At 62.0% G+C, this 24,832-nt stretch carries 14 protein-coding genes; 6 read left to right on the top strand and 8 right to left on the bottom strand.

Annotation, left to right across the window (positions count from 1 at the left end; translation table 11 throughout):
• The first annotated feature begins 55 nt into the window (after positions 1–55).
• Positions 56–3,145, top strand: a complete 3,090-nt coding sequence (locus ACP7B3_RS19715; RefSeq protein WP_426180336.1) for a transglycosylase domain-containing protein — start codon at positions 56–58, stop codon at positions 3,143–3,145.
• Positions 3,146–3,295: 150 nt separating this feature from the next.
• The gene (locus tag ACP7B3_RS19710) at positions 3,296–8,311 is read left to right on the top strand and encodes a dermonecrotic toxin domain-containing protein (protein ID WP_426180334.1); all 5,016 of its coding nucleotides are present in this window, start codon (positions 3,296–3,298) and stop codon (positions 8,309–8,311) included.
• 138 nt (positions 8,312–8,449) lie between these two features.
• Here the strand turns inward: ACP7B3_RS19710 and ACP7B3_RS19705 are convergent, their stop codons facing one another.
• The 5 genes from ACP7B3_RS19705 to ACP7B3_RS19685 form a co-directional block, all read right to left on the bottom strand.
• Positions 8,450–8,932, bottom strand: coding sequence for a CS1 type fimbrial major subunit (locus ACP7B3_RS19705; RefSeq protein WP_369300888.1), 483 nt, complete (start codon positions 8,930–8,932; stop codon positions 8,450–8,452).
• Between the two features lie 5 nt (positions 8,933–8,937).
• Complete coding sequence (locus ACP7B3_RS19700; RefSeq protein ID WP_426180332.1) at positions 8,938–9,696, bottom strand: molecular chaperone; 759 nt, start codon at positions 9,694–9,696, stop codon at positions 8,938–8,940.
• A gap of 69 nt (positions 9,697–9,765) precedes the next feature.
• Entirely contained in the window at positions 9,766–11,010 is a 1,245-nt protein-coding gene (locus tag ACP7B3_RS19695) for a hypothetical protein (protein WP_426180330.1), read from the bottom strand.
• A gap of 31 nt (positions 11,011–11,041) precedes the next feature.
• Positions 11,042–13,561 carry a TcfC E-set like domain-containing protein gene (locus tag ACP7B3_RS19690; protein ID WP_426180328.1) on the bottom strand — a complete coding sequence of 840 codons (2,520 nt, stop codon included), beginning with the start codon at positions 13,559–13,561 and terminating at the stop codon, positions 11,042–11,044.
• Positions 13,562–13,681: 120 nt separating this feature from the next.
• On the bottom strand, positions 13,682–14,173 hold the full coding sequence (locus ACP7B3_RS19685) for a CS1 type fimbrial major subunit (RefSeq protein ID WP_106579440.1): 492 nt from the start codon (positions 14,171–14,173) through the stop codon (positions 13,682–13,684).
• A 478-nt stretch (positions 14,174–14,651) separates the two neighbouring features.
• On the opposite strand from ACP7B3_RS19685, the gene ACP7B3_RS19680 reads away from it, so the two are divergent.
• The gene (locus tag ACP7B3_RS19680; protein WP_145161452.1) at positions 14,652–15,224 is read left to right on the top strand and encodes a PadR family transcriptional regulator; all 573 of its coding nucleotides are present in this window, start codon (positions 14,652–14,654) and stop codon (positions 15,222–15,224) included.
• On the top strand, positions 15,221–15,988 hold the full coding sequence (locus ACP7B3_RS19675) for a siderophore-interacting protein (RefSeq protein WP_145161449.1): 768 nt from the start codon (positions 15,221–15,223) through the stop codon (positions 15,986–15,988). Before ACP7B3_RS19680 ends, ACP7B3_RS19675 begins: the two co-directional genes overlap by 4 nt.
• Positions 15,989–16,034: 46 nt before the next feature.
• On the opposite strand, the gene ACP7B3_RS19670 is transcribed toward ACP7B3_RS19675, so the two are convergent.
• Positions 16,035–16,661, bottom strand: a complete 627-nt coding sequence (locus ACP7B3_RS19670; RefSeq protein ID WP_426180325.1) for a Pr6Pr family membrane protein — start codon at positions 16,659–16,661, stop codon at positions 16,035–16,037.
• 4 nt (positions 16,662–16,665) lie between these two features.
• Entirely contained in the window at positions 16,666–16,899 is a 234-nt protein-coding gene (locus ACP7B3_RS19665) for a VF530 family DNA-binding protein (RefSeq protein WP_048720273.1), read from the bottom strand.
• Positions 16,900–17,112: 213 nt separating this feature from the next.
• On the opposite strand from ACP7B3_RS19665, the gene ACP7B3_RS19660 reads away from it, so the two are divergent.
• Complete coding sequence (locus tag ACP7B3_RS19660) at positions 17,113–19,131, top strand: TonB-dependent receptor (RefSeq protein WP_426180323.1); 2,019 nt, start codon at positions 17,113–17,115, stop codon at positions 19,129–19,131.
• 562 nt (positions 19,132–19,693) lie between these two features.
• Positions 19,694–22,111 (top strand): glucose/quinate/shikimate family membrane-bound PQQ-dependent dehydrogenase, encoded by a 2,418-nt coding sequence (locus ACP7B3_RS19655; RefSeq protein ID WP_426180321.1) that lies wholly within the window; start codon positions 19,694–19,696, stop codon positions 22,109–22,111.
• Positions 22,112–22,300: 189 nt separating this feature from the next.
• On the opposite strand, the gene ACP7B3_RS19650 is transcribed toward ACP7B3_RS19655, so the two are convergent.
• Positions 22,301–24,637, bottom strand: a complete 2,337-nt coding sequence (locus ACP7B3_RS19650; protein WP_369300896.1) for a putative bifunctional diguanylate cyclase/phosphodiesterase — start codon at positions 24,635–24,637, stop codon at positions 22,301–22,303.
• Positions 24,638–24,832 lie beyond the last annotated feature (195 nt).

The following is a 24,832-nucleotide window of genomic DNA, read 5'->3' as shown; positions in this document are numbered from 1 at the left end:
CAGCGACTAAGCTTGAACCAAGTCCGATCAATCTGCGTGAATGGATCAATCGACTATGGGCGCTTTATGGCAGACCGATTCGAAACCCGCTGTGGTCCAGACCGACAGTGCGGATCCACCGCCATTGCCACAAAGCCCCCGCTCTCGACGCTTGTGGTGGCGGCTGATCGGGCTGGTGCTGGTGCTCGCGTTGGTGGCCCTGGGGTGGGCCGCCAGCCGGGAAATACGCACCTCGCGCCTGCAGGCTGAACACCTGAGCCCTTTTGCCGCGTCACTGAGCTACCGGGTGGAGCCTGGCGCGAGTGATGCGATGGTGTATCCCGGCGAGGGTCCTTTTGACCGGCGCCTGGGCTACAGCGCGCTGAATGAGTTTTTGCCACGCCTGCTCAAACGCAATTACGTGATCCAGGCACAGTCGCGGTTTTCCCCGGCGCTGATGAGCTACGCCGAGCACGGCCTGTTCGTGCCCTACGCCGAGAAAGTCCAGGCCGGCCTGACCATCACCGACTGCCGCGCGGCGCCGCTGTACGCTTTCAGTTACCCACAGCAACTCTATGCAAGCTTTGCCGCCATTCCACCGCTGGTGGTGCACAGCCTGTTGTTTATTGAAGACCGCGACCTGCTGGACCCCAAGCGTCCAATGGCCAACCCGGCGGTAGATTGGCCGCGCTTTGCCAAGGCCGCCTGGTCGCAGGTGGCCAAACTGCTGCATCTGCCAGGGCAAACCGCTGGCGGCAGCACCCTGGCCACCCAGCTTGAAAAGTATCGCCATTCGCCCGACGGGCTGACGCTGTCCGGTGGCGAAAAAATCCGCCAGATGATGTCTGCCAGCGTCCGCGCCTACCAACCGGGACCGCAGACCCTGGACAGCCGGCAGAACATCGTGCGCGACTACCTCAACAGCGTGCCGCTGTCGGCGGTGCCGGGCCATGGTGAAGTGCACGGCATGGCCGAAGGTTTACGCGTGTGGTACGGCGCCGACTTCAACCAAAGCAATGCGCTGTTGAGCGGCAACGCGCCCAAGGACCTTCCAGCAAAAGGCCTGGCGCTGCGCGAAGTGCTGTCGCTGATGATCGCCCAGCGCCGCCCTTCGCATTACCTGACCAAGGGCCGCGATGAGCTGGCGCAATTGACCGACAGCCATATCCGCCTGCTGGCACAGAACAACGTGATCGATCCGGCGCTGGCCAAGGCCGCCCTCGCCAGCCATGTCACTTACCGCGACTGGCAGCAACAACCGACGCTCCAGCCGGTGGAAACCAACAAGGCGATCAACGTTGCGCGCAGTCGCCTTGCCAGCCTGCTCAATCGCCCGCTGTATGACCTCGATCGCCTCGACCTGTCAGCCACGAGCACGCTGCAATACGACCTGCAAACCCAGGCCACCGAGTATCTCAAGCACCTGGCCGACCCCGCCTTCGCAGGGCAAATGGGCCTGCTCGGCCCGCGCTTGCTCACCCCGCAAAGCACGCCGCAAGTGCGTTACAGCTTTACCCTGTTCGAACTGACGCCGGATGGCGCACGGGTACGGGTGCAAACCGACAACACCGACCAACCTTTCGATATCAACGAAGGCAGCAAGCTGGAACTGGGCTCCACCGCCAAGCTTCGGGTGCTGACCACCTACCTGCAAATCATCACCGAGTTGCATGAACGCTACCGCGCGCAAACACCCGCCGAGTTGAAAAAAGTCGAGGTCCCCGAACAAGACCCACTGTCACGCTGGGCGCTGGACTACCTGATCCAGAACCCCGACCGCGACCTGTCGAAGATGCTCGACGCGGGCCTCAACCGCACTTATTCGGCCAGCCCCGGCGAAGCGTTTTTCACCGGCGGCGGCTTGCATCACTTCCACAATTTTCGCAATGAAGACAATGGCCGCAGCCCGACCCTGCGCGATGCGCTGCGCGAGTCGATCAACCTGCCGTTCATTCGCCTGATGCGCGACCTGGTGCGCTACACCACCTACTCCGGCGAAGACAACAGCGCGCGCTTGCTCAAAGATGACAACGATCCGCGCCGTCAGGAATACCTGGCCAAGTTCGCCGACCACGAAGGCACTGCGTTCCTGCTCAAGTTCTGGAAAAAGTACCGCAACAAAGACACTCAGACACGCCTCGACACTTTCATGGACGGCCTGCACCCCACCGCGATTCGCCTGGCTGCCGTGCACCGCTACCTGCTGCCGCAGGCCAGCCAGGAGAGCTTCAACCGTTTTGTGCGCTCGCACCTGAAGACCCCCAAGCCCCCCGAAAAGCTCACGGACGAGCGCCTCGAAAAGCTCTACCAAAGCTACGGCCCCGGCGCCTACGACCTGCCGGACCAAGGCTACATCGCCAAGGTGCACCCGCTCGACCTGTGGCTGCTGGGCTATCTGCTCAACCACCCCGAAGCGACCTTCAGCGAGATCGTCAAGGCCAGCGAATTCGAACGCCAGGAAGTCTACAGCTGGCTGTTCAAGAGCCGGCACCAGAGCGCGCGCGACAGCCGCATCCGCACCATGCTGGAGATTGAAGCGTTCCTGGAAATCCATCAGCGCTGGCAGGCTGTCGGCTACCCGTTCGACCACCTGGTACCGTCGCTGGCGACCGCCATCGGCAGCTCCGGCGACCGCCCCGCCGCCCTCGCCGAACTGATGGGGATCATCCTCAACGATGGCGTGCGCATTCCGGTGCTGCGCATCGACAGCCTGCATTTTGCCGCCGGCACGCCGTATGAAACGCTCGTGATCAACGACCCCAACCGTGGCAAGCGCGTGATGCCCAGCGAAGTCGCCACGGCGCTGCGCGGTGCGCTGTCGCAGGTGGTGGACGCAGGCACGGCGAAACGCGTGGCCGGCAGTTTCAAACTGGCCGATGGCGCGCCGCTGGCCATGGGCGGCAAGACCGGCACCGGCGACAACCGCATCGAAGCCATGGGCGCGGGTGGGCGCATCCTCAGTTCCAAATCGATCAACCGTACTGCAACGTTCGTGTTCTACATCGGCGAGCATCACTTCGGCACGCTGACCGCCTTCGTCCCCGGGGCCTCGGCCGAGCATTTCACCTTCACCTCGGCATTGCCGGTGCAAGTGCTCAAAGGCATGGCGCCGATCCTGACGCCGTACCTGCAGCCGGGCACGCAGACGCTGTGTGTGGCGCGCTGAATCCAGGGTGTCAGTTATGTATTTTTCACCCTCGAATTGTTGACTGTTACGCGCTTTAAACCCCGCGTAAGCCGCTATTTTTAAAGCTTATTTTAGCCTCGACGCGTGAATAGACTCAGGGAGTCTCCACTCTCTGTTCAGGTTCACACCATGCCTACCGATTCTTCCGCCCTGCCGTTCCAGGGCCGTCATTTCGAGTTGATCCAGAACGCGTTGCCCGACTGGGTAAAGGGCACCACAGCGGCGCGAATTGGCGCGCTCAAACGCCAGGGTCTTCCATCTGCGGCGCCTTACCTCGAGACCTCGCCGGCGCAGCACGTGTCACTCAAGCGCGCCGTCGCTGACCATTGGCACGCCCAGGCACCGCTGGACAAACGCCTCGGCCCGCTCAACGACTTGCGCGCCTTTGCCGAGCCGCTGCTCAAGCGAGCGCTGTTCACGCACTACGGCGAGGTCGATGTACGCAACACCTGGCTGCGGGTGTACGTAGACGCGTCCAATGCCTGGTGGGTGATCAACGTCAAACGAGGCGTACAAAGCAAAACCCTGTCGTTGCTGGACATGGCCCTGCATAACTTCGCCGCCGGCGACACTTTCGTCGACCACGCCTTCCTGGGCCCGGAAGACGCCCGTGGTCAGCGCGACAGCCTGACGATACGTGGCCGGCCCGGTGGGCCGATACTGACGGCGCAGCGCTTCAAGGCCGTGTGTCGATCCCTGGACATCGGCGGCCTTTACCAGGCCCGGCTCCAAAGCGCGCTGGGGTTCGATCAGCCGGCGCTGGCCCGCACCGTGCGCGACGAAGTGGTCAGCCAGCTCAAGGCGGATTTGCGCAGCAGTGCGCACCTGGGCCTGCACAGCGGTCATCTGGCAAACGACGCCCATCACGCGTTGCTGAAGTTCATCGACACACCACTGGGCCTGTCACTCGATGGCCACACCCTGAGGTGTCATACGCTGAGCCTGGCTGAGTGCGAACTGAGCGGGATTATGCTGTTCGCCACGCCTGCAGAGCACGGCTCCGCCCGTGGGCGGCTGATTGCCTGGGTGCCCCAGGACCCCGAGCATCCGCTCAAGCAGTACCCGTCGCCGATTGCCTTCGTGGAGGAGCTGACGCGTCAGTTGCACAGCGGCCCGGCGTATCAGGCGTTTTTCAGTCAATTTGTGGCGCACGCCGAGCGCGGCGTGTTTTTCTCGCGGTTGCAGTCGCGTGCACATCTGCCATTGCGCCTGCTGGACATTGACCGGGATCACCCCAACCGCGCCGCTGACCCGGCGCGAGACGACCCGTGGAACTACCTGCACCGGGTCAAGCTCAACAAGATCGTCAACGACGCCCGGGAGCTGGCGGTATCCACTGCCTACGTCGACCGGCTGGCACGCTGGGCCTGGTGGGACAACCTCGAGCAGATACTCTCGGACGTCCTCAATGCGGCCTTGCTGGTGGTCACACCGTTCGTGCCGGTGGTGGGCCAATTGATGCTGGCCTACAGCGCCTATCAACTGTGCGACGACGTTTTCGAAGGCCTCCTCGATTGGGCCCAGGGCAATGTGCAGGAAGCTGGCGAGCATGTATTGGGAGTAGCTGAAAACCTGATTCAGCTCGCCTTGTTTGCCGGTGCGGGAAAAATCGGCGAGGTCGCGCGCCTCAAACTGTCGGCGTTTGTCGAAGGCCTGCACCCGGTGCAACAGGCCGACGGCACGCTCAAATTGTGGAACCCGGACCTTGCGCCCTACGCCCAACCCAGCCCGCAGGGGCCCACGGACAAAACCCTGTTGCCGCTGGAGGACCGGCACTATCACGTGCGCCACGACGCCCAGGCCGACGAGCATCGCGTGGTGCACCCGACACGTGAACAGGCGTATCAGCCCTGGGTAAGGTTCAATGCCGACGGCGCGTTTTTGCACGAAGGCGAACAGCCGCAACGCTGGGACAGCCAGACCCTGATGCGCCGTATTGGCCCGCGTGTAAAAGACTTCAGCGACCAGCAACTGGCCGACTTGCGCATTGCCAGTGGCACCGATGAAGGCGTGCTGCGCGCGATGCACCTCTACAACGAGCCCCTGCCCCCCTTGCTGGCCGCCAGCCTTGGCCGCCTTGAAGCCCAGCGCTATCCCGAAGCCATCAGCCGCAAGGTTCGTGCAGGCACGCCACTGCCAAACGGACCATCATCGGATTGGTTCCCGCAGCTCATCACCGAGTTGCCCGGCTGGCCGCAGGACAACGCCCTGAAGGTCTGCCTCAATGATGATCTGTCGGGACCGGCCCTCACCTTCGGCAACGTCAACGCAACCCAGGCCGGCACCCTGACCCTTAGCCTGTCTCAGACGTTGTCCGGGACCCTGCCTGAACGAGTGCTGGCTTTTCTCGACGACGCCGCGATACGCAACTTGCTCAACGGCGATGTCCCCAAGGACCTTCGGCTCACCGCCCTGCGCGATCAATTGGCCGACCGGGTGCTCAGCTATGCCCCCGAGATTGCCGACAAGGTCTACAAGACCCGCGAAATCACCGACAAGCCCAGCCTTGCGACCCTGCGCAAGCCCTTCGAGTACTTGGACTCCAACGCAGCCCTTGCCCTGCTCGGCAGCGCCACCGGCGAGGAGCACCAGGCGCTCGCGCAACGACGACTGCCGCTGCGCCTGCATAACCAGGCGCGTGAATTGGGCTTTGCCAACCAGTCGGTGCTGGCCTTCCAGGGGGTTGACTGGCCTTCGCCGTTGCCGACCCCGACCGAAAGACTGGTGCTCAACACCTTAAAGTTTCACAGCGACACCTTTGCTCGGTTGCGCATTGAAATCCGCGAACAGGCGGTGACAGGTCGCGTGCTGTGTGAAGCCGGGCCGGTGACTGCCGACACCACACGCGTGCTGATTCGCAAGGCGCGCGGCTATGAAGTGCTCGACCCTTTGACTTCACGGCCGTCAGCGCTCATCGACCTTTACGAGGCGATCCTGCAAGCCCTGCCCGCTGACCGGCGCGACGCATTGGGTATGCAAACGGGCGAAGGCCAAGCGCTCAAGCATTGGCTCAAACAGCGCATGGCGTCCCTGGCCGAGCGTCGCAAAGTCCTCGCGCAACCGCCCGTGCCGATGGTCCAGGGCCGCGAAACCAGCCGCCTGCTGGGTGGCCCGGCGGCCAGCCGCTGCTCGGCGTTACCCGCCCAAACCCATACCGAGCACGCCCGGCAAACCCTGCAATTGTTGTTTCCACACTTGAGCGAAGCACGCTTGAACCGATTTCTGGAGGACATTCCCCAGGCACAACTGCGCCATACCCTGAACACGCTGGTGGTGGAAAAACAGCAACTGCATGTGGACCTGATGAACTGGCAGAACTCGCTCAGCCTCGGCGTCGCGGACGCCGCCGATGACTACGAAGCGAGGGTGTCCAGAAAGCACCTGGCCCATCGGATCATGCGTTGCTGGGGTGACCGGTTTGCTGAATTCACGGACGGCCGCGGTGCCGTCCAGCAAGGTGCCACACTCAACTTCAAAGGCCTGCGCCTGCCGCCCAGGCTCCCTACGCTGAGCGCCAGTTTCGAGCACGTGACATTTCTGGACGCCAGCCAGTGCGGCTTCGGCGAACGCCACAGTGATTTCCTCAAGCACTTCCCCTCCTTGCGCGGCCTCAACCTGGCTGACAATCGCCTCACGCAGGTGCCCAAGGCGCTGGAACAGATGCGTTTTCTCAAGGCGTTGAAACTGGCAGGCAACAGACTTGCACTGACGGCGGAGGACGTGACGCGGTTAAAAAAACTGCGGCGCCTGAAGAGCCTCGACCTGAGCAACAACCCTTTGACCCTGGCGCCCGACATCAGCCATATGCGTGGGTTGCACCTGCTTTACCTCAGCGGCACGCGCCTGGCTACCTGGCCCGAAGGGTTGTTCGCACACCCGCGCAATGACGCCTTTGTACTCGACCTGCGCGGCACCCGGATCAACCGCCTGCCCGAGGTCGCAGCCGGTTCCGCGCAAGGCAGAGTGGTGGCCCGCGCACGCCTGGATCGGCGCACCCTGCCGGACGAGCAACGCCTGCGCTATGAAACTTTGCGCGTGGCCGCAGGCCTTGATCCCAACCGCACGTATGAGCCGCTCGGTCACAACGCATTCTGGACGCAGGGCCTGCAAGGCGCCGATCTTCAGGACGCTCAAGCCCTGTGGCAGGCAGTGGAGCAGGAACAGGGTTCCCAGGGTTTTTTCGAAGTCATTGAAGCGCTGGAGATTGAGGGCGTTTTTGAGACTGACGCCGACCGCCAACGCTACGCCGTCAACCGCCCACTGCTGACCCAGCAGGTATGGCGCCTGCTGTGGGCAGCCCATGAAGACACCGAACTGCGTGAGCGCCTGTTCAAGATGGCGAGCTTTCCCGGCCTGTGCCCGGATGCCGGGGCGCAGATTTTCAATGAAATGGGGATCGAGGTCATGGTCAGCGAGATCCGCCGTGATACCGCAACCGCCACTGAGCTGGAAAGCCGTCTCGTCACGCTGGCCAAAGGCAGCGCCCACCTCAAACAACTGGCGAAGGCCGTGGGCCAGGAAATCGCCCGACGCCTGCGCCCGGTGGCCGAAGGGGGCCTTGGGCAGCGCTTCAGATCGCAAGTGCGCGACGGGGTGCCCGGCGAGGTTGATGAGGTGGATATTCACCTGGCCTATCAAACCGCCCTCGCCCGCCGTCTCGACCTGCCCTGGCTGAGTGATCACATGCTTTACCGGGTCAACGCGGCTGTCAGCGCTGCCCAGATCGAGCAAGCCTACAGCGTGGTGCTGGAGCTGGATGAGGGCGACGGCCTGGTCAACCAGATGCTGCTCGAACCCTGGTGGGAACAGCACCTGCGTGACGCTTACGACAGCCAGTACCGTGACAACGAGCGTGAGTTCGGCGAGCGCTTCCTGGCGCTGGATGATCTGCAAACGGCGCAGGCGCAATGGGCCAATGCCCAGGCGTTGCCGGAGCCCGAACGCGAGCGCCTTCGCGCAGCCCTCAAGCACTTGGCCGAGGCGGTGCAAGTGCCCGAAAGTGTGGTGTTCACCGCCGAGCCAATGGACGACGCGCAGTACAACCGGTTGCTCAACGACCTGGGCTACAACGAACAGGAATGGATGCGCCGCCTGACCCGCCGGGCGCTCAACGACGCGACGGGGCGCAGCAACCGTTCCCGTTGAAGAAGGTGGCGGTGGCGCGGGGAGGTTGTTCTCGCCACCGTCTCGACGCTTGAAACGGGTCGGTGACTCGATAAAACCAGCCAGCGAATGCGTGCCTCTGGGCAAGTGGCGGTCAACCGTTACCGGTGCACGGTCAACTCAAGGTGCAAGGAAGTCGAACACGATGTGCACCGTGCCGTAATACTCCCCGGCCACGTACCCGCCGACGGGCTTTATCGCGGCGATTTCCAACTCCGCGCGCCGGCCCACGCGCGCCTCGGCGGCGTTGACGACTTCGGTACTCTCAAGGGTCAGCGGCACCTGGTTGAACAGCACCTGCAGATCAATCCGCTGGTGGCCGCTTTGCAGATAGGGCTCGGCCCCCAGCCGCGCGGCAACCGCGCCGGTGAGGTTTTTAACATCAAAATTCTTGCGCAGGCGGCTCAGCTCGGAGGTCACCAGGTTCCAGGCAAGCACTTGATCATGCCCCATCCAATCGGGCTCGGAAGGCAGCACGTAGGCCTCGTGCACCGGAATCGTGACCGAGACATCGAACGCGTGACGGGACTCAATCGCCCAAGCCTGGGCGGCCACCAATAGCAGCACTGCAAACAGCGTCAGCCTTGTGAGTTGCTTGAACATCGTCATCACCCGTTGCTGTTGACCGTGACCGGTTTTTTGTTCTGCCCTTCAATCAGCAGAAAGCCGTAGGTGCGGTCGGTTTTTTTCTCGAACACCAACTGGCGCCCCGGCAGGATGTGATGCTTGGTGGTCGGCAGGCAGTCGCTTTTTGCGGTGAGCGAACAGTCACGAAACTCATCCAGCACCACCACGCTGTTGCCGTTGTTACGCAGCTGGTATTGGTTGCCTGTCTGGTTGATCTGCGTATCGAAACGCGTGGCCTTGGGCCGCACGAAAAACACCGTGCCGTAACCCGCCATGACGTTGATTCCGGCCGCGAGGCTGTCCTTGTAGTCGGCCCGTTCTTCGTCGGTGATCGCGAAGTTATCGTCCTTCTCCGGCACTACGGGAATAAAGCGCACGCGGAAATAACGCTCCTTGTCCCTCGGCCCCATGTACAACAGGCGCGTGCCCTGGCGCCCGTTGGCCGGCACGATCAGCCGCGCCGGGCTCGCCATCAGGCCGTCGCGCCGGGTGGTATTGCCATCGCTGTCGGTGAGCGATGCAACCGGCACCTCGCGATGGGTGCCATCGGCGTTGTAGACGATCTCCAGCACATCGACGCGGATGAACGCCGTGCTCGTGCCGGTGTTGGACACGCGCTTGAGATAGGAACTGCGATCCTGCTCGAGGTAGTCATACACCACCCCGACGTTGATCGCCGGGGCCGCCTGGGCGCCGAGAGCACAAAGCAACAACCCGATCGATAACACTGCCTGTTTCATGTTTGATTACGCCTCGTTAATTGAACACGGCCCGCGCGATACCCACGAGCCGGGAGTGCGGATGGCCGTCTAGACCTGCGAATCCCAGACCACGGTGACCACGCCCGAATAGGTACTCCCGGGCCGTTTGAGCATTTCGCTCATGTCGTCTCGCTGCACTTCGAAGTGCAGGGTGCCGGGCCGGTCATTGATGTAATGCAACGGCTGAAACAGCTCGCTGCCCACGCCATCCAGGCGCAGCGCGAGTTTGTTCACGGTTTGGGCGTACTGATCGACCAGGCCGCTGGGCAAGGTCACCGCGACCTGCAGCGGCACTTCATCACCCTCGGCATTGCGCAGCCCGCAGGTGTTGCCCATGACGATCGAGCATTCGAGCTGCATCTTGAAACGCGAGCTGCTGGCGATGCGGAACGTCTGGTCACGGTACAAACGCGCCGGCGCCCGCCCCTGGTTGAGCCAGGCTTGCCAGCCGCCCTGGGGGATCAATTCGACACGGTTGCCACCGGGCGGGATATCGACCTTGAGCGCGTGTTCCACGCTCAGCCGAAAATTGAAGGTGGCGACGGTTTCGCTGGTTTGCATCACATCGCCGATGTCGAAATCCCCGCCTGGCCCGAAGGTGTAGGTGAGGCTGCCGGCGTAATCACCGGACCTCATGTTGAGCGGGTTCGGGGTCCTGAGTTCGTAGGCGTATTCAAAATTGCTGTAGTACATCCAGGGTATGTCAGTACCGGCCTTCACACTGCAGGCACCGGCATTCTCGGGAACGATCCAGAAAAACAACGCAAAGGACGGCGAGGCCGCCAGGTAATTCACGCCCTGGCAAGGCGCTGGCGCATGCTGCCAGTAGTAAGACCACTGAGGCATGCCTGTCGTCGCCCAGCCACTGACTCCCGGTGGGTAGGTGACATCCCAGCGCGCGCCCACACCGGCAATACGCATCTGGACCGTCTCGGTTTCACCGGTCGCCTGGTGGGTGACCTGCAGGTCTCGCCAGGCCGAGGGCACTTTGAAATAAGCGCCTTTGCGCGGCTCGGCATAAGCCAGGACGGGCCCGCTTGACGCCGCCGAGAAGGGCCTGCGAATGGTGAAAATATTCATCTCCTTGCACCGCGCGGGAATATGCCCGGGGCAAATCCCGCTTTCCGGCGTGGTGTTCTCGAATTTGTTGACCATCGGGTTGCCCGGGTCGGGACGGAACACGGCGGTAATCTCCTCGACAAACGCCTGCGCCGGTGTGCTGAACAAACCCATGATCAGGGCCAGCGCACGGCACGGCCCCAAGGCGCTTCTGGTTGCAGCGACTGACTTCATACATTCTCCGGTTCAAAAGTGCGGGCAGCCATCAGCCGGCGGTTTCCACGTTGAAGTTGGCTTCGGCCAGCGTGTCGGGGGTGCAACGCAGGTCGCCGATCATCAGCACATCGTTTTCATTCGGGGCGTTGGCCGGGTCGAGGCGGAACTGGCAAAGCAACTGGTTCTGGTAGCGCACTTGCAGGGTGGGTGAGCTGGCGCTCATTTCCATCGAGAAGAACCCGTCTACCTCGCTGACCCCACGGCTGGCGTGGTTGATCACGTGATGCCCCTTGAGCGGCCGACCCTGGGCATCGAGCAGACGCCCCAGCACCGACACGGTTTTCAGCACGGTGACCTTGCGGTAGTCCACCCCGCCCTTGTTCAAGTGATACGTAGTGCGCGCCGGCTGGATGTTGGCGGCGGGCGGGTGATTGCCGTCGAAATCGAAGTTGACGCTGCTGCTTTTGTAGGCGGCCAGCGGCACAAAATTGCGACCGGGGCGCAAGACCGCACCACCGCCACTGAAGTCATCGGCGCGCAGGGTGATGGCCTCGAGGTCAGTCTCGACATCGATGATCATGCCCGCGCCCGTGCCGTGGTACTGGCTGGTGAGCAGCGCCTTGTCGGCGCCGGCCACGAACGTGCTGTTGAGGTTCAGGCCGCCGGTGAATTTGTTGTTGAACGAGCTGCGCTGCAGGAAGCCGTCGCCGCTGACCGTGTCGGTACTGAAGCTGGCCGTGCTCGACAGGCCAACGCCATAAGTGTCGGTGATGGCAGTGGCCGAAACGCTTTGCAGCAGGTGGTCGGTGAGGTCCTGGCGAAAGGTGACCGAGGCATTGTTGTCACGGCCGCCATCACGCGCCGTGCGAGTGCCGACACTGCCGGACACTTGGCGGCCGTCGGTGCCCAGCGCCAGGCTCAAGGTGACGTCGATGCCACGGTTGCGCTGATCGTCAGTGCCGTTGGTGCCCGGCCGGTCGAACGCCGAGAAGCGCCAGTTGGCGTCGCTGCCCATCAGGGTGCTGCGCCGGTTCCAGCCCAGGTCCAGGCCGGCGCCCACGACATTGCCCTGGCTGTGGGACAGGCGCACGTTCCAGGAGTTGAGCGCATCGACACGGTGGTTGACCGACAACGCGGTGTTGCTGGTTTCGCCGACAAAGGTATTGCGCCGCAACCGCGTGCCGTCGGGCAGCGTGTCATAGGTGTCGCGGGTGTCGAGCCAGCTGCGGTTGTGGCTGAACACCAGGTTGGTGGTGCCCAGCGTGTAAAGCGCCTGCAGGTCCATCCCGGTGCCGTGTTCCTGTGTCTCATACACGTTGGCGTAGACGCTGGTGTTGTTGGCGACGGTCCAGTCCACCGAACCGCCGTATTGCAATTGCTCACGTACTTCGCGTGCCGACAACCCGAGAATCACCCGCGGGTGCAGCAGGTAGTTAACGGAGGCGCCGGTGGTGATGGCGCCGGAGGCCTGGTCGTCCCAGTTGCTGAATAATTTGGTTTCCCTGCCGGCAAACACGTTGTAGCGCCAGCGGTCGTCGGCGTTACGCCAGTTGCTCGGTTTGTACACCAGCTCCTGGGAGGTACTGACCGTCATGCCGTCTTCCACCAGGCGCACTTCCACCTCATAGATACCGCCGGGCAGTGGGCGGGTGTCGAGCGTCTGCAGGCCGGCCGCCACTGACTGGCTGTTGAGCAGCAGGCCATTGCGGTAGATCTCCACGGACGCCTGACGGTTGGCCGTGACGTAGATCGGATAGACGCTGGCCTTGGCGTTGTTGATCGCCAACGTGTCGGAGCTGCCGTACATCACGCCCAGGGCCGTGTCGGGGCTGGCGCCAAAACTGCGCAGCTGTCGGGTCAGGCCATCGGAATTGGGCGTGAAATGGCCCAGGCGCAGAAAACGCCCTTCGAGCTCGCGCTGGGTATACAGCTCGTGGATCGCGTGGCGCAGGTGCTCTTCGTCGCCGCTCTGGCGGGCCAGCTGCAGGTTGAACACCTGGCTCCAATTGCCCAGGCTGGCGCTCGCCTGCAAACCGTAACGCCCGCCCAGGTCTTCGTCCTGGCCGCCGTTGAGGTTCAGTTGATTGTTGACGATCAAGCCACGGCTGCCGCCTTCCGGCTGCGCGTAGTAGCGCGGGGCGTCATCGGCGCGTTCGACGTTTTGCGTGATGATCGAAAGCTGCGAGCTCTCGAGGCTGTAGTGGGTAGACAGCATCTGCGCGGGGCACGCCTGGCTGCACGCGCCCAGCGCCACACCCTTTTCAAGGATGGCCTGCCAGGTGTCGCGGGTCGCCAGTGGGACTTTGCTATCACCCACGTCGGTAAATTCGAGCAGGGTTACGCGGTCATCCCGGGACAACACGATTAACGCCTCGCCGAGTAACTGCTGGTCAAGGTCGACCCGCACGGCCAGCGGTACATCGAAGAAGTGATCACTGAACCCGGTGGGCAAGCCTTGGGCCTGAGCGATCAGACTGCCAGGATTTTCAACACCGGAATTCGGCGCCGCCAGGGCACCCATACAAAAAAAAAGCGCAAGCGCCGCCGCGATGGGAGTCATCGGGAACATGAACACATACTCTGAATGCCAAATGACAAGAATGAAAATCAGGCCGGCGGCCCCTGAACAACCGGCCGGCCTGCTGACGCGATGCCCACGAGCGCGAGGCTCAAGGGGCACTCATTGACGTCAAAGAGCTGGCAGCACCGCGTCAAATACCAGCGGCATAACGCTGGTGTAATTGCCACGCTGATTCGCCGAAGGTTTGGCGGCGTCGATACGCAGTACGGCGCCCAGGCCCGGTGTGGAATCAGCTTCGTTGACAACTTCCTGAGGCGTGCCGCTGAGCACTACACCATTCAAGGTGGCGGTCAGCGGAATGTTTTGCGTGGCATCACCGTTGAACAGCACTGCCGGGCCGCCGTCGATATAGGCGTGAATAGACCCGTTGGTGTTGCGCATGTCGTAGACCGCGGACAACGACGCCAACTCACCATTGGCCAGGTTATACGACATGGCCTCGTCACGGCCCCAGTTAGGGTCGCGCGGCTGCACGTGGAACACGGTGGTCGGGATGCTCGCCTTGATATTGACAGTGTGATTGGCCTCACCGGCCGCGAACGCCATGGAGGACAGCGCCATGGCAGCCAAAGGGGCAGCAATTGCGAACTTCTTGAACATAGTCGACACCTGTTATTTGCATTGAGTTATATCGCTGAACGTTGAACACAAGACACTGCACAACGTGCGAAGGGCATTACGCGCTCATCAATGTTTGAAAAGCACGGTAATGATCAAGCAATTCAAATAACCAGGATGCCCGCTATTTCTTATAGAGCTGTGGCTTTAATTAGTATGGCTTGAGGGAAAAAGATGGCACATTGCCAAAACTTTTAATTGATCTGTAAGAACAGGACTACACATCTATATTCGAAACTTTGCTGTGGAATAAAGTCCGTCAGAACAGTACCACAACAGTAACTTCTCGGATAAACATCGGCGCTAAAAAAGTTGAGCATCAACTCTAAATATAATTCACACATCTGAACGCTCTCTTGAGAAGACCAAACGGCTGTTCACCGACCGTTGGTCGCCTCGGCCTTTCGCCGCCTAAAGATATATCTTAAGTTCTATCTTAACCCAAACGGAGAAAGCCAAAATGAGAGAGCATCCCCACCAACGCAACCACGGTGATGGCCGTGATGGTTTTGAAAAACGCCCCGGCCGTGAACGCGGCGGCCGTGGTCCACGCGTGTTTGCCCCCGGCGACCTGAAATTACTGCTGCTGGCGTTGATCGGCGAACAGCCGTGCCACGGCTACGACCTTATCCGCCAGATCGAAGGCCTGTTCGACGGCGCCTACAGCCCCAGCCCCGGGGTGATCTACCCGACCCTGACCTTTCTGGAAGAAAGCGAACTGGTAACCGGCGATACCGAAGGCGGAAAAAAACGCTACACAATCACCGACGCCGGTCGTCTTTCCTTAAGTGAGCAGGCGATTGCCCTGGAAGGCGTGCGCATGCGCATCGACGTCAGCAAACGCTCGCTGCGCGGCCATGATCGCCCGCCCGAAATCCATGAGGCGGTGCACAACCTGCGCCATGCCTTGCAGCTGCACCACGGGCGTTGGAGCCCGGAAGAAATCGCGCGTGTCGCGGCCCTGCTCAACAGCACCGCCCAAGCCATTGTCGACGGCCCCGCCGTTCAACCAGTCCATGGGAAAGCTCAATGAATACGCAAGCCATCCACCGCGTCACCCACGAGATCAAGCGCCGCCGCCTGGAAGTGCTGCGCGTGACCGACATCACCCCGCGCATGCGCCGCATCACCCTGGGTGGGCCCGAGCTGGCAGGTTTTATCAGCCTGGGCAGCGACGACCACATCAAGCTGCTGTTCCCGCAGAACGCCGCCGAACAGGCCGCGCTGGAAAGCCCGAACTTCAGCATCAAGGGCGAGGGCCCACAGCCGGCCATGCGCGACTACACGCCACGGCGTTTCGACCTGAACATCGGTGAACTGGACATCGACTTCGTGCTGCACGGCGATGGCCCTGCCTCCACCTGGGCCGAGCAGGTGCAGGTCGGCCAACACCTGTATATCGGTGGGCCACGCGGTTCGATGATCGTGCCGGATATGTTCGACAGTTACCTGCTGATCGGCGATGAAACCGCCCTGCCCGCCATTGGCCGGCGCCTGGAAGAATTACCGGCGGGTCGCAAGGTGCTGGCGGTGCTTGAAATCGCCAATGCCGCAGAACAGCAGGCGCTGAACAGTGCCGCGGATGTGCAGGTGATCTGGGTGATACGCGGTCAGGACGACCTGCTTGAGACCGTTCGCACACTGACGCTGCCGAGCGGCTCGCTGTACTGCTTCGTGGCGACAGAAACCAAGCTGTCGCGCCAAGTGCGCCGCGTGCTGCTGGACACCCATCAGGTCAATGAAGCGTTCCTAAAGGCTGTGGGTTACTGGCGTGCAGAAGGCAGCGAAGAAGAGTAAGCCGATCGAGGTCGACAATGTGGCAGCGGGCTCGCCGCTGCCACATTTAGTTTCGCGGTGGCTTTAAGCACTTATCCAGGCCCACCACTGCCAACGCGATCCCGATAAACCCCGCCAGAATTCCCCCGGCATTCACAAACACTTGTGGATAACCAAGCGTGTCCACATCAATGAACGGGTACTGATACTGCCCGAGCAAATGCCCGCGCAGCAGTACATAGCCGAAGTACACCAACGGGTAGATCACCCAGGCGCCGATGTGGTTGAAACGCAACGTGCCCTTGGGCACACACCGCCACCAATAAATCACAAACAGCACCGGCATGACGTCGTGCAGCAATTCATCGGAGACGAACTGAAAGCCCGTGGGGCTCCACAAATGCCGCAACAGCAGGTTGTACGCCAGGCTCACCACGACGATGCTCGCAGCTATCGCGCTACTGACCCTGGGCGCCAGGAAAAACCGCTTGGCGGCTGAATCCCGACTGATCAGCGCGTAGCTGAGCACCACCACCACCAGGGTGTTGGTCAGCACCGTGAAGAAACTGAAAAAGTTGATCAACCCGCCCAGCAGGCTGGCGCCCGCCGTCCAGCGCGAATCGAAAATCAGGTATTGCTGAATCGCCAACCCTGCCCAGCCGGCCAGTGCCGCAGCCGCGATGAAACGCTTCATGGGCTCAGTCCAGTGGGCGTTTGGTACGCATCAGCTTCACGTACAACCCTTCGACTTTTTCCCGCGCCCATGGGGTTTTGCGCAGGAACGTCAGGCTCGACTTGATGCTCGGATCGCTCTTGAAGCAGCGCACATCAATGCGTTCGGCCAGGCCTGCCCATTCGTAGTGTTCCACCAGGGTGGTGAGGACGTGTTGCAGGGTCACACCGTGGAGCGGGTCGTTGCTTGTCGCGGTCATGCCGGGCCTTTTGCAATAAGAGGAAACACAGCCGCGCACCTTAGCCGACGGGGCGTACAGGTGGAAGCACTGCATTGAATATAGACGTCGGAGAAAAGTTCCCCTTTTCAGCGAAAAAAGAGATGTTATATTGTAACGATAAATATCAAAAGTAACTGGCCCGATACCGTTTCAGCCTTCTCTTTTTTGTGCCGTTTTGCCAAGGAATGTTCGATGTCCCTCTCTTCTCTCTGGCGCTTGACCCCGCTTGCCGCCGCTCTGCTGATCTGCTCCGAAGCCCACGCTCTGGAACTGCAACCCCAAGTCATCACCGGCAACCCATTGGGCAGCGAACAGCTCGCCTCACCGACCACCGTGCTGGATGGTGATGACCTGACCCTGCAACAAAAAGGCAGCCTCGGCGAAACCCTGAACAAGCAGCCGGGCGTGTCCTCGTCCTACTTCGGTCCGGGTGCCAGCCGACCGATCATTCGTGGCCAGGATGGCGACCGCATTCGCCTCCTGCGCAACGGCGTGGGCGCGCTGGATGCCTCGTCACTGTCCTACGACCACGCCGTGCCGCTGGACCCGGTCAACGTCGAGCGCATTGAAATCGTACGCGGCCCGGCCGCCTTGCTGTACGGCGGCAGCGCCATTGGCGGTGTGGTCAACACCTTCGACAACCGCATCCCCACCGAAGCCATCGAAGGCATCCACGGTGCCGGTGAATTGCGCTACGGCGGCGCCGACACCACCCGCAGCAGCGCCGGCAAACTGGAGGCCGGCAACGGCACCTTCGCCTTGCACCTGGACGCGAACGCGCGGGAATTCAACGACCTGAAAATCCCCGGTTTTGCGCGCAGCCGCCACGCCCCTGAAACCGAAGATGGCCCCGGCAAAAACGGCCGCCTGGGCAACAGCGACGGGCGCCAGGACGGCGGCGCGGTGGGCGGCTCCTACACCTGGGACGACGGTTACGCCGGCCTGTCCTACAGCAACTACGATGCAAACTACGGCTCACCTGCCGAGCAGGACGTGCGCATCCGCATGAAGCAGGATCACTACGCCTTTGCCTCCGAGATCCGCAACCTGCAGGGCCCGTTCACCTCGGTGAAACTCGACGCGGGCTACACCGACTACCAACACCGCGAAATCGAAGGCGGCGAAACCGGCACGGTGTTCAAGAACAAGGGTTACGAGGCGCGCGTAGAAGCTCGCCATCAGCCGATTGGCCCATTCGATGGCGTGGTCGGCGCGCAGGTGACCCGCAACGAATTCTCGGCCCTGGGTGAAGAAGCCTTCGTGCCGCAGACCGATACCAACGCCGGCGCCCTGTTTATCCTCGAAGAAATGCAGGCCACCGAGCGCCTCAAACTCAGCCTCGGCGCTCGCCTGGAACACACCAGCGTCGACCCGGACGCCAAGGGCAATGCGCGCTTCGCCAATGCCGACCAAACCAATGACTTCACCGCCGGCAGCCTGTCGTCCGGCGCGGTGTACAGCCTCACGCCGGTCTGGTCCCTGGCCGCGACCCTGGGCTACACCGAGCGCGCGCCGACCTTCTACGAGCTGTACGCCAACGGTGCCCACGTCGCCACCGGCACTTATGAGTTGGGCGATGCCAACCTGAAAAAAGAAAAAGCCGTGTCCAGCGACTTGGCGCTGCGTTTCGACAATGGCGCCCACAAGGGCAGCTTCGGGGTCTTCTACAGCCGCTTCTCCAATTACATCGGCTTGTTGGGCACCGGTCGTACGCTGAACGATGACGGCGAAGAGGACGCGGGCGGCATCCCTGAGTACAGGTACTCGGGCGTGCGTGCACGTTTCGCCGGCTTCGAAGCCCAGGATCACTGGAAACTCGGCGAAGGTGCCTACGGCAAGTTTGCGCTGGAGCTGTCGGGCGATTACACCCGCGCAACCAACCTGGACACCGGCGAGGCCTTGCCGCGCATCGCACCGCTGCGCGTGAATAGCGGCTTGCTGTGGGAACTGGACCGCTGGCAGGCGCGGATCGACGTCGAGCATGCGGCGGGCCAGGGGCGTGTGCCGAGTAACGAGAGCGGCACCGATGGCTACACCACCCTGGGCGCGAGTGCGGGTTATCACTTCAACGTCGGCGCCAGCCAGTGGCTGGCGTTCGTCAATGGCGAAAACCTGACCAACCAGACCGTGCGGTATGCCAGCTCGATCCTGCGCGATATCGCGCCGGCGCCGGGGCGCAGTGTGCAATTGGGTGTGCGTACCACTTTCTAACGCCCGCCTTTGGAATCAGTTTTTTGTAGCAAAAGTACTTCCTGTGGCGAGCGGGCTTGCCCCGCGTTGGGGCGCGAAGCGGCCCTGAAATCAGTCAATGAGCTGTACCTGATACACCGCATTTCTCATTGATCAGGGCCGCTTCGCGCCCCAGCGCGGGGCAAGCCCGCTCGCCACGACAAACCAACTGACCACCACACCCTCAATCCAACCTGTAATCGGGTTTCCACAGACATTTTTGCAGCGACGTTCTGTCACTGTTACCAGAACTGAAATGATGCATCTCTCGATTTAGTCTTTCTCAATACGAGCAGGCGCTTTATCCTTGCCGCAACAAACTGAAACGTTTCATGCCTGCGGTCGATCCCACCTTGCCAAACTTACCCCTCTTCAGAGACAGCGCTGTCTTCTACCGACCTGCGCACGGGAATAAATCGCCCGCTTGTGGATAACCCTCTTATCCCCAGAAAAACCGAATTAACGCTGAACCAAGCCCGCGCCGAATCGTCATCTACAGTGAAGCACGGGGTTACATAATTCCAACGTCACGGAGAAACACACTATGAGCACTGATGGTGCTTCAAGCTCAAGCCGCCTGCTGCCCAGGTTGCTGGGGATCTTGCTGCTGATCATGGGGCTGGCCTTGCTGGCCGGCGGCGTCAAGCTGAGCATGCTCGGCGGGTCGCTGTACTACCTGCTGGCCGGTATTGGCATCGCCCTCACCGGCGTTTTGCTGCTGGCCACCCGCCGCGCCGCTCTGGGTCTGTACGCACTGGTGCTGTTTGCCAGCACCGTGTGGGCACTGTGGGAAGTCGGCCTGGATTGGTGGCAGTTGGTGCCGCGCCTGGCCCTGCTGTTCGCCTTGGGCATCGTCTTGCTGCTGCCGTGGTTTCGCCGTCCGTTGTTGCGCGGCCAGCCTGCGCCGCTGGGCACTGGCGCGCTGAGCGTGGCCGTGGTGCTGGCGGGCGCTGCCGCCCTGGCCAGCCAATTCACCAACCCAGGTGAAATGGTCAAGACCGGTCAGCTCGACCGCGACGCCGTGCCTGGCATGGCCAGCGCTGCACCGGCCCAGGCCGATGGCGACTGGAACTCCTACGGTCGTTCGGCCTTCGGTGATCGTTACTCGCCACTGGCGCAGATCACTCCGGAAAACGCCCACAAGCTGGTGCCGGCGTGGACGTTCCGTACTGGCGACATTCCTGGCCCAGGCGATCCCGGTGAAACCACCGCGGAAAACACCCCGCTGAAAGTCAACGGCATGCTCTACGTGTGCACGCCGCACAGCCAGGTGATTGCCCTGGACCCGGACACCGGCAAGGAAATCTGGCGTTTCGACCCGAAGATCAGCACCGAAGGTGCGGCGAACTTCAAAGGTTGGGCGCACATGACCTGCCGTGGCGTGTCGTATCACGATGACGCGGTGTACGCTTCCGAGCAAAGCCCTACCGGCAGTGCCAGCGCTGCTCCGGTCAGCGCCGTCTGCCCGAAACGCATTTTTGTACCGACTGCCGACACCCGTCTGATCGCCCTGGATGCCGACACCGGCAAAATGTGTGAAGACTTCGGTGACAAGGGCCAGGTCGACCTGCGTGCCAATATCGGCAGCTTCGCCCCAGGCGGTTACTACTCCACCTCGCCACCGGCCGTGACCAAGAACCTGGTCGTGATCGGCGGTCACGTAACCGACAACGTTTCCACCGACGAGCCTAGCGGCGTGATCCGCGCGTTCGACGTGCACACCGGCAAGCTGGTGTGGAACTGGGACAGCGGCAACCCGGACGACACCACCCCGTTGGCCGAGGGCAAGACCTACACCCGCAACTCGCCGAACATGTGGTCCATGTTCAGCGTCGATGAAAAACTCGGCATGCTCTACCTGCCGATGGGTAACCAGATGCCTGACCAATACGGCGGCGACCGTACCGAAGATTCGGAAAAATACAGCGCCGGCCTGACTGTTCTGGACATCGACAGCGGCCACGTGAAGTGGACCTTCCAGTTCACTCACCACGACCTGTGGGACATGGACGTGGGCGGCCAGCCTAGCCTGATCGACATCAAGACCGCACAGGGCGTCAAGCAAGCGGTGATGGCTTCGACCAAGCAAGGCAGCATCTACGTGCTGGACCGCACTAACGGTCAGCCTGTGGTGCCGATCAACGAAATCCCTGTACCGCAAGGCGCAGTGGCCGGTGATCACACCTCCCCTACCCAACCCAAATCCGACCTGAACTTCATGCCGCCGCCGTTGAAAGAACGCGACATGTGGGGCGTGACGCCGTTTGACCAGATGCTGTGCCGGATCGATTTCAAATCCATGCGCTACGACGGCCCGTTCACCCCGCCATCGCTGCAAGGTTCGATCGTTTACCCAGGTAACTTCGGCGTGTTCGACTGGGGTGGCATTTCCGTCGACCCGGTTCGCCAGATTGCCTTCGTGAACCCGAGCTACATGGCGTTCAAATCGAAACTGATCCCGGCGGCCGACATTGCCAAGCAAGGTCCGCGCGTCAGCGAAACTGAAGGCGTACAGCCGAACAAAGGCGCGCCGTACGGCGTGATCCTCGAAGCGCTGCTGTCGCCTCTGGGCCTGCCGTGCCAGGCGCCGGCGTGGGGTTATGTGGCGGCGGTCGACCTGACCAACCACCAGACCATCTGGATGCACAAGAACGGCACCGTGCGCGACAGCTCGCCCGTTCCGGTCCCGCTGACCATGGGCGTACCTAGCCTGGGCGGGACATTCACCACCGCCGGTGGCGTGTCCTTCCTCAGCGGCACCCTCGACCAGTACCTGCGTGCCTATGACGTGAAAAACGGCAAGCAGCTGTGGGAAGGCCGCCTGCCAGCAGGCGCGCAAACCACACCGATGACCTACACCGGCAAGGACGGCAAGCAGTACGTGCTGGTCATGGCTGGCGGTCACGGCTCGCTGGGCACCAAGCAGGGTGACTATGTGATGGCGTTCAAACTGCCGGACTAAGTGTTAACCGGCGGTAAAACAAAGGCGGCTACCTGATGGGTAGCCGCCTTTTTTGTGCCCGTGTTCACTCAATGTGGGAGCTGGCTTGCCTGCGAGGGCGGTGCAACAGAAACAGATTCTTTGACGGCCACACGGCCATCGCGGGCAAGCCCGCTCCCACAGGGTTTAGGGGTGTTCAGGCGAGAGGGTTTACAGGGCAACCCGCGCGCGGCGCATCCACATCTCAAACGCCATGGCGTTCAACGGTCGGCTGATCAGGTGACCCTGCGCCGTGTCGCACTTCCATTGCCTGAGCAACTTCAGGCTGGGCTCGAACTCCACACCCTCAGCCACCACCTTGAGCCCCAGGTTGTGGCTCATTTCGATGGTCGAACGCACAATCACGCCGTCTCCGCTGGCGCTGTCGAGGTTGCGGATGAACGACTGGTCGATCTTCAATTCCTGCACCGGCAAACGCTGCAACTGCGCCAGGGATGAATAGCCGGTGCCGAAGTCGTCCACCGACAGGCTGATGCCACAGCCGCGCAATTGCTCCAGCACGCTGAGCGCCTGTTGCGGGTTGTGCATGATCGCGCTCTCGGTGATCTCGAAGGTCAGTTGCTGCGCCGCGACAGCGTATTGCATCAGCAAGGCGGTGACGCGAATGGCCAGGTCGTCATCGGCCAGGTCGTCCACCGAAATGTTGACCGACAGTTGAATGTGCAAACCGCGCCCTGCCCACTCGGCGATCTGCCGGATCGCCTCCTCGATCACCCACAACGTCATGCTGCGCATGCTGCCGGTGCGTTCGGCCAAGGGAATGAATTCGGCGGGCGACACCTGGCCCAGCGTCGGATGCTGCCAGCGCAGCAAGGCTTCCGCCTGGCGTACGTGACCATGCATGAGGTCGAGTTTGGGCTGGTAGCACAGGAACAATTCGCCTTCGACGACCGCGCGGCGCAGGTCGCGGATCAACGTGATCTGGCGCTGGTGCGCCAGGTCGCGGTCTTGCTGGTAGATCTGCAGGTGCCCGGGCAGGCTCGCCGCATCATGCCGGGCGATGGCGGCGCGGCTGATCAGTTCTTCGACCTGCTGGCCGTCGGCCGGGTAGGCGGCAATGCCGATGCTGACTTCATGCCGCACTTCGTCGTTGCCAATGCGCTGGGGCTCGGTGAGCAGCCCATACAGGCGGTCGGCGCGGGCTACCGCGCGGTCGATCTCGGTGTTTTCCAGCAACAGCAAAAACTCGCTGCCGGCGATACGCGCAGCGGTGTCACTGGCCAACAGGCACATGGACAGGCACCGGCTGGCTTCACGCAACATTTCTTCGACGCCCTGTGGCCCGAAGCCTTCGTTGATCACCCGGTAGTTTTCGATCCCCAGGTACAGCAACACCACCGGGCGCTGCGCACTGATCGCACTGCCCAGGCGTTCCATGGCCAACGCGCGATTGGGCAAGCCGGTGAGCGGATCATGCAACGCGTTATGGGCCAACTGCCGCTCGCGCACGGCGATGCCGCTTTGCATTGCATTAAAGGCCTGGGCCAGCAAGCCGAATTCATCGTGGCTGCGCACCCGCACCGGGGTTCGATAATCACCGGCCCCGATCCGCTCGGCCGCCTCCACCAGGGCGTTGAGTGGGCGTGACACGCGGCGCGCCAGCAACAACGCGGCGGCCAGCGACACCAACAACACCGCCAGGGCGATCCCGAGAAACTGCCGGTCCAGCGGCGCAAAAGACTCAAGCGCATGGTCCAGCGGGCTTTGCAGCAACACGCGCACTTCATTACCCTCGCCGGTGTTGGCCAGCGGCAGCACCTGGCTGAGCACGCGTTGCCCGTAGAACAGGTTGATCTGCGCATCAGGGTTGAGTTGCGCCTGGTGCAGCGTATCGATGATGGTGGCCCGGTAGGCCTCAGGCTGGGTGCTGAACAACTCGCCGACCTGGCCGTTCTGCACGCTGAGGAACGACACTTCAAGGTTGCTCATGGAACGCAGTTCGTTGGCGAACTGCCTGTCCATGGGGAAGCCCATCACCACGCGGGCAATGGGCTGCGGGTCGAGGACGACATCCTGCACAAGCAGATAGGGCAGGCTGTCCATCGCGACGATAAGCATCTGCAGCCCGCTGCGTCGCGCATGCCGCAAGGCCTCGTCGTACGGGAAGGGCTGGCCGTGTGTCAGTACCGGCAAGGTACTGACCATCACCTTGCCATCCAGGCCCAGCACGAACACTTCACTGGAACGCAGGCCGGTGCCATGCCGTCGCAGCGCGGCCATTACCGTTTCGGGGTTGCCCTCGGCCACCGCCTGTTTGAAGGGGCCGTCGGCGGTGAGCCAATCCAACCCGTATTGCAGCCGACGCCCGCGCAGGTCGAGCAAACGTTCGAACACTTGGCTGCCGGTGCTGAGCTGAACCTGGGCCTGTTTCTCCACGGCGCGGGTGGTGGCGGCCTTGACGGCGAAGTAAGTCGCAGCCACCACCACCAGCAGCAATAGCGCCAACACCCCGGCAATGCGGGTCTGAAATGTGTGGCGCCACTTCATTGCCGTGGCCTCTGGCAGCACGCGCCTCTCTGTGCCGATCCGTCCCTCTGTCATACGCATTCCTGGCGGCTGCTGACCTGGCGTCAAAAAAACATTCGTTTTTAACGAATGGTTGGTTCAACCAGATTAGCTGGGGGCTGGAATATGTACACCCAATAGGGACGGGGATGTGTCTGTCAGTTTATTGGCGGCAAA

It is taken from the genome of Pseudomonas sp. TWRC1-2, from assembly GCF_049896685.1.
Taxonomy (GTDB): Bacteria; Pseudomonadota; Gammaproteobacteria; order Pseudomonadales; family Pseudomonadaceae; genus Aquipseudomonas.
The sequence above is the reverse complement of the archived record's forward strand: the minus strand, read 5'-3'. Positions and strand labels throughout refer to the sequence as shown.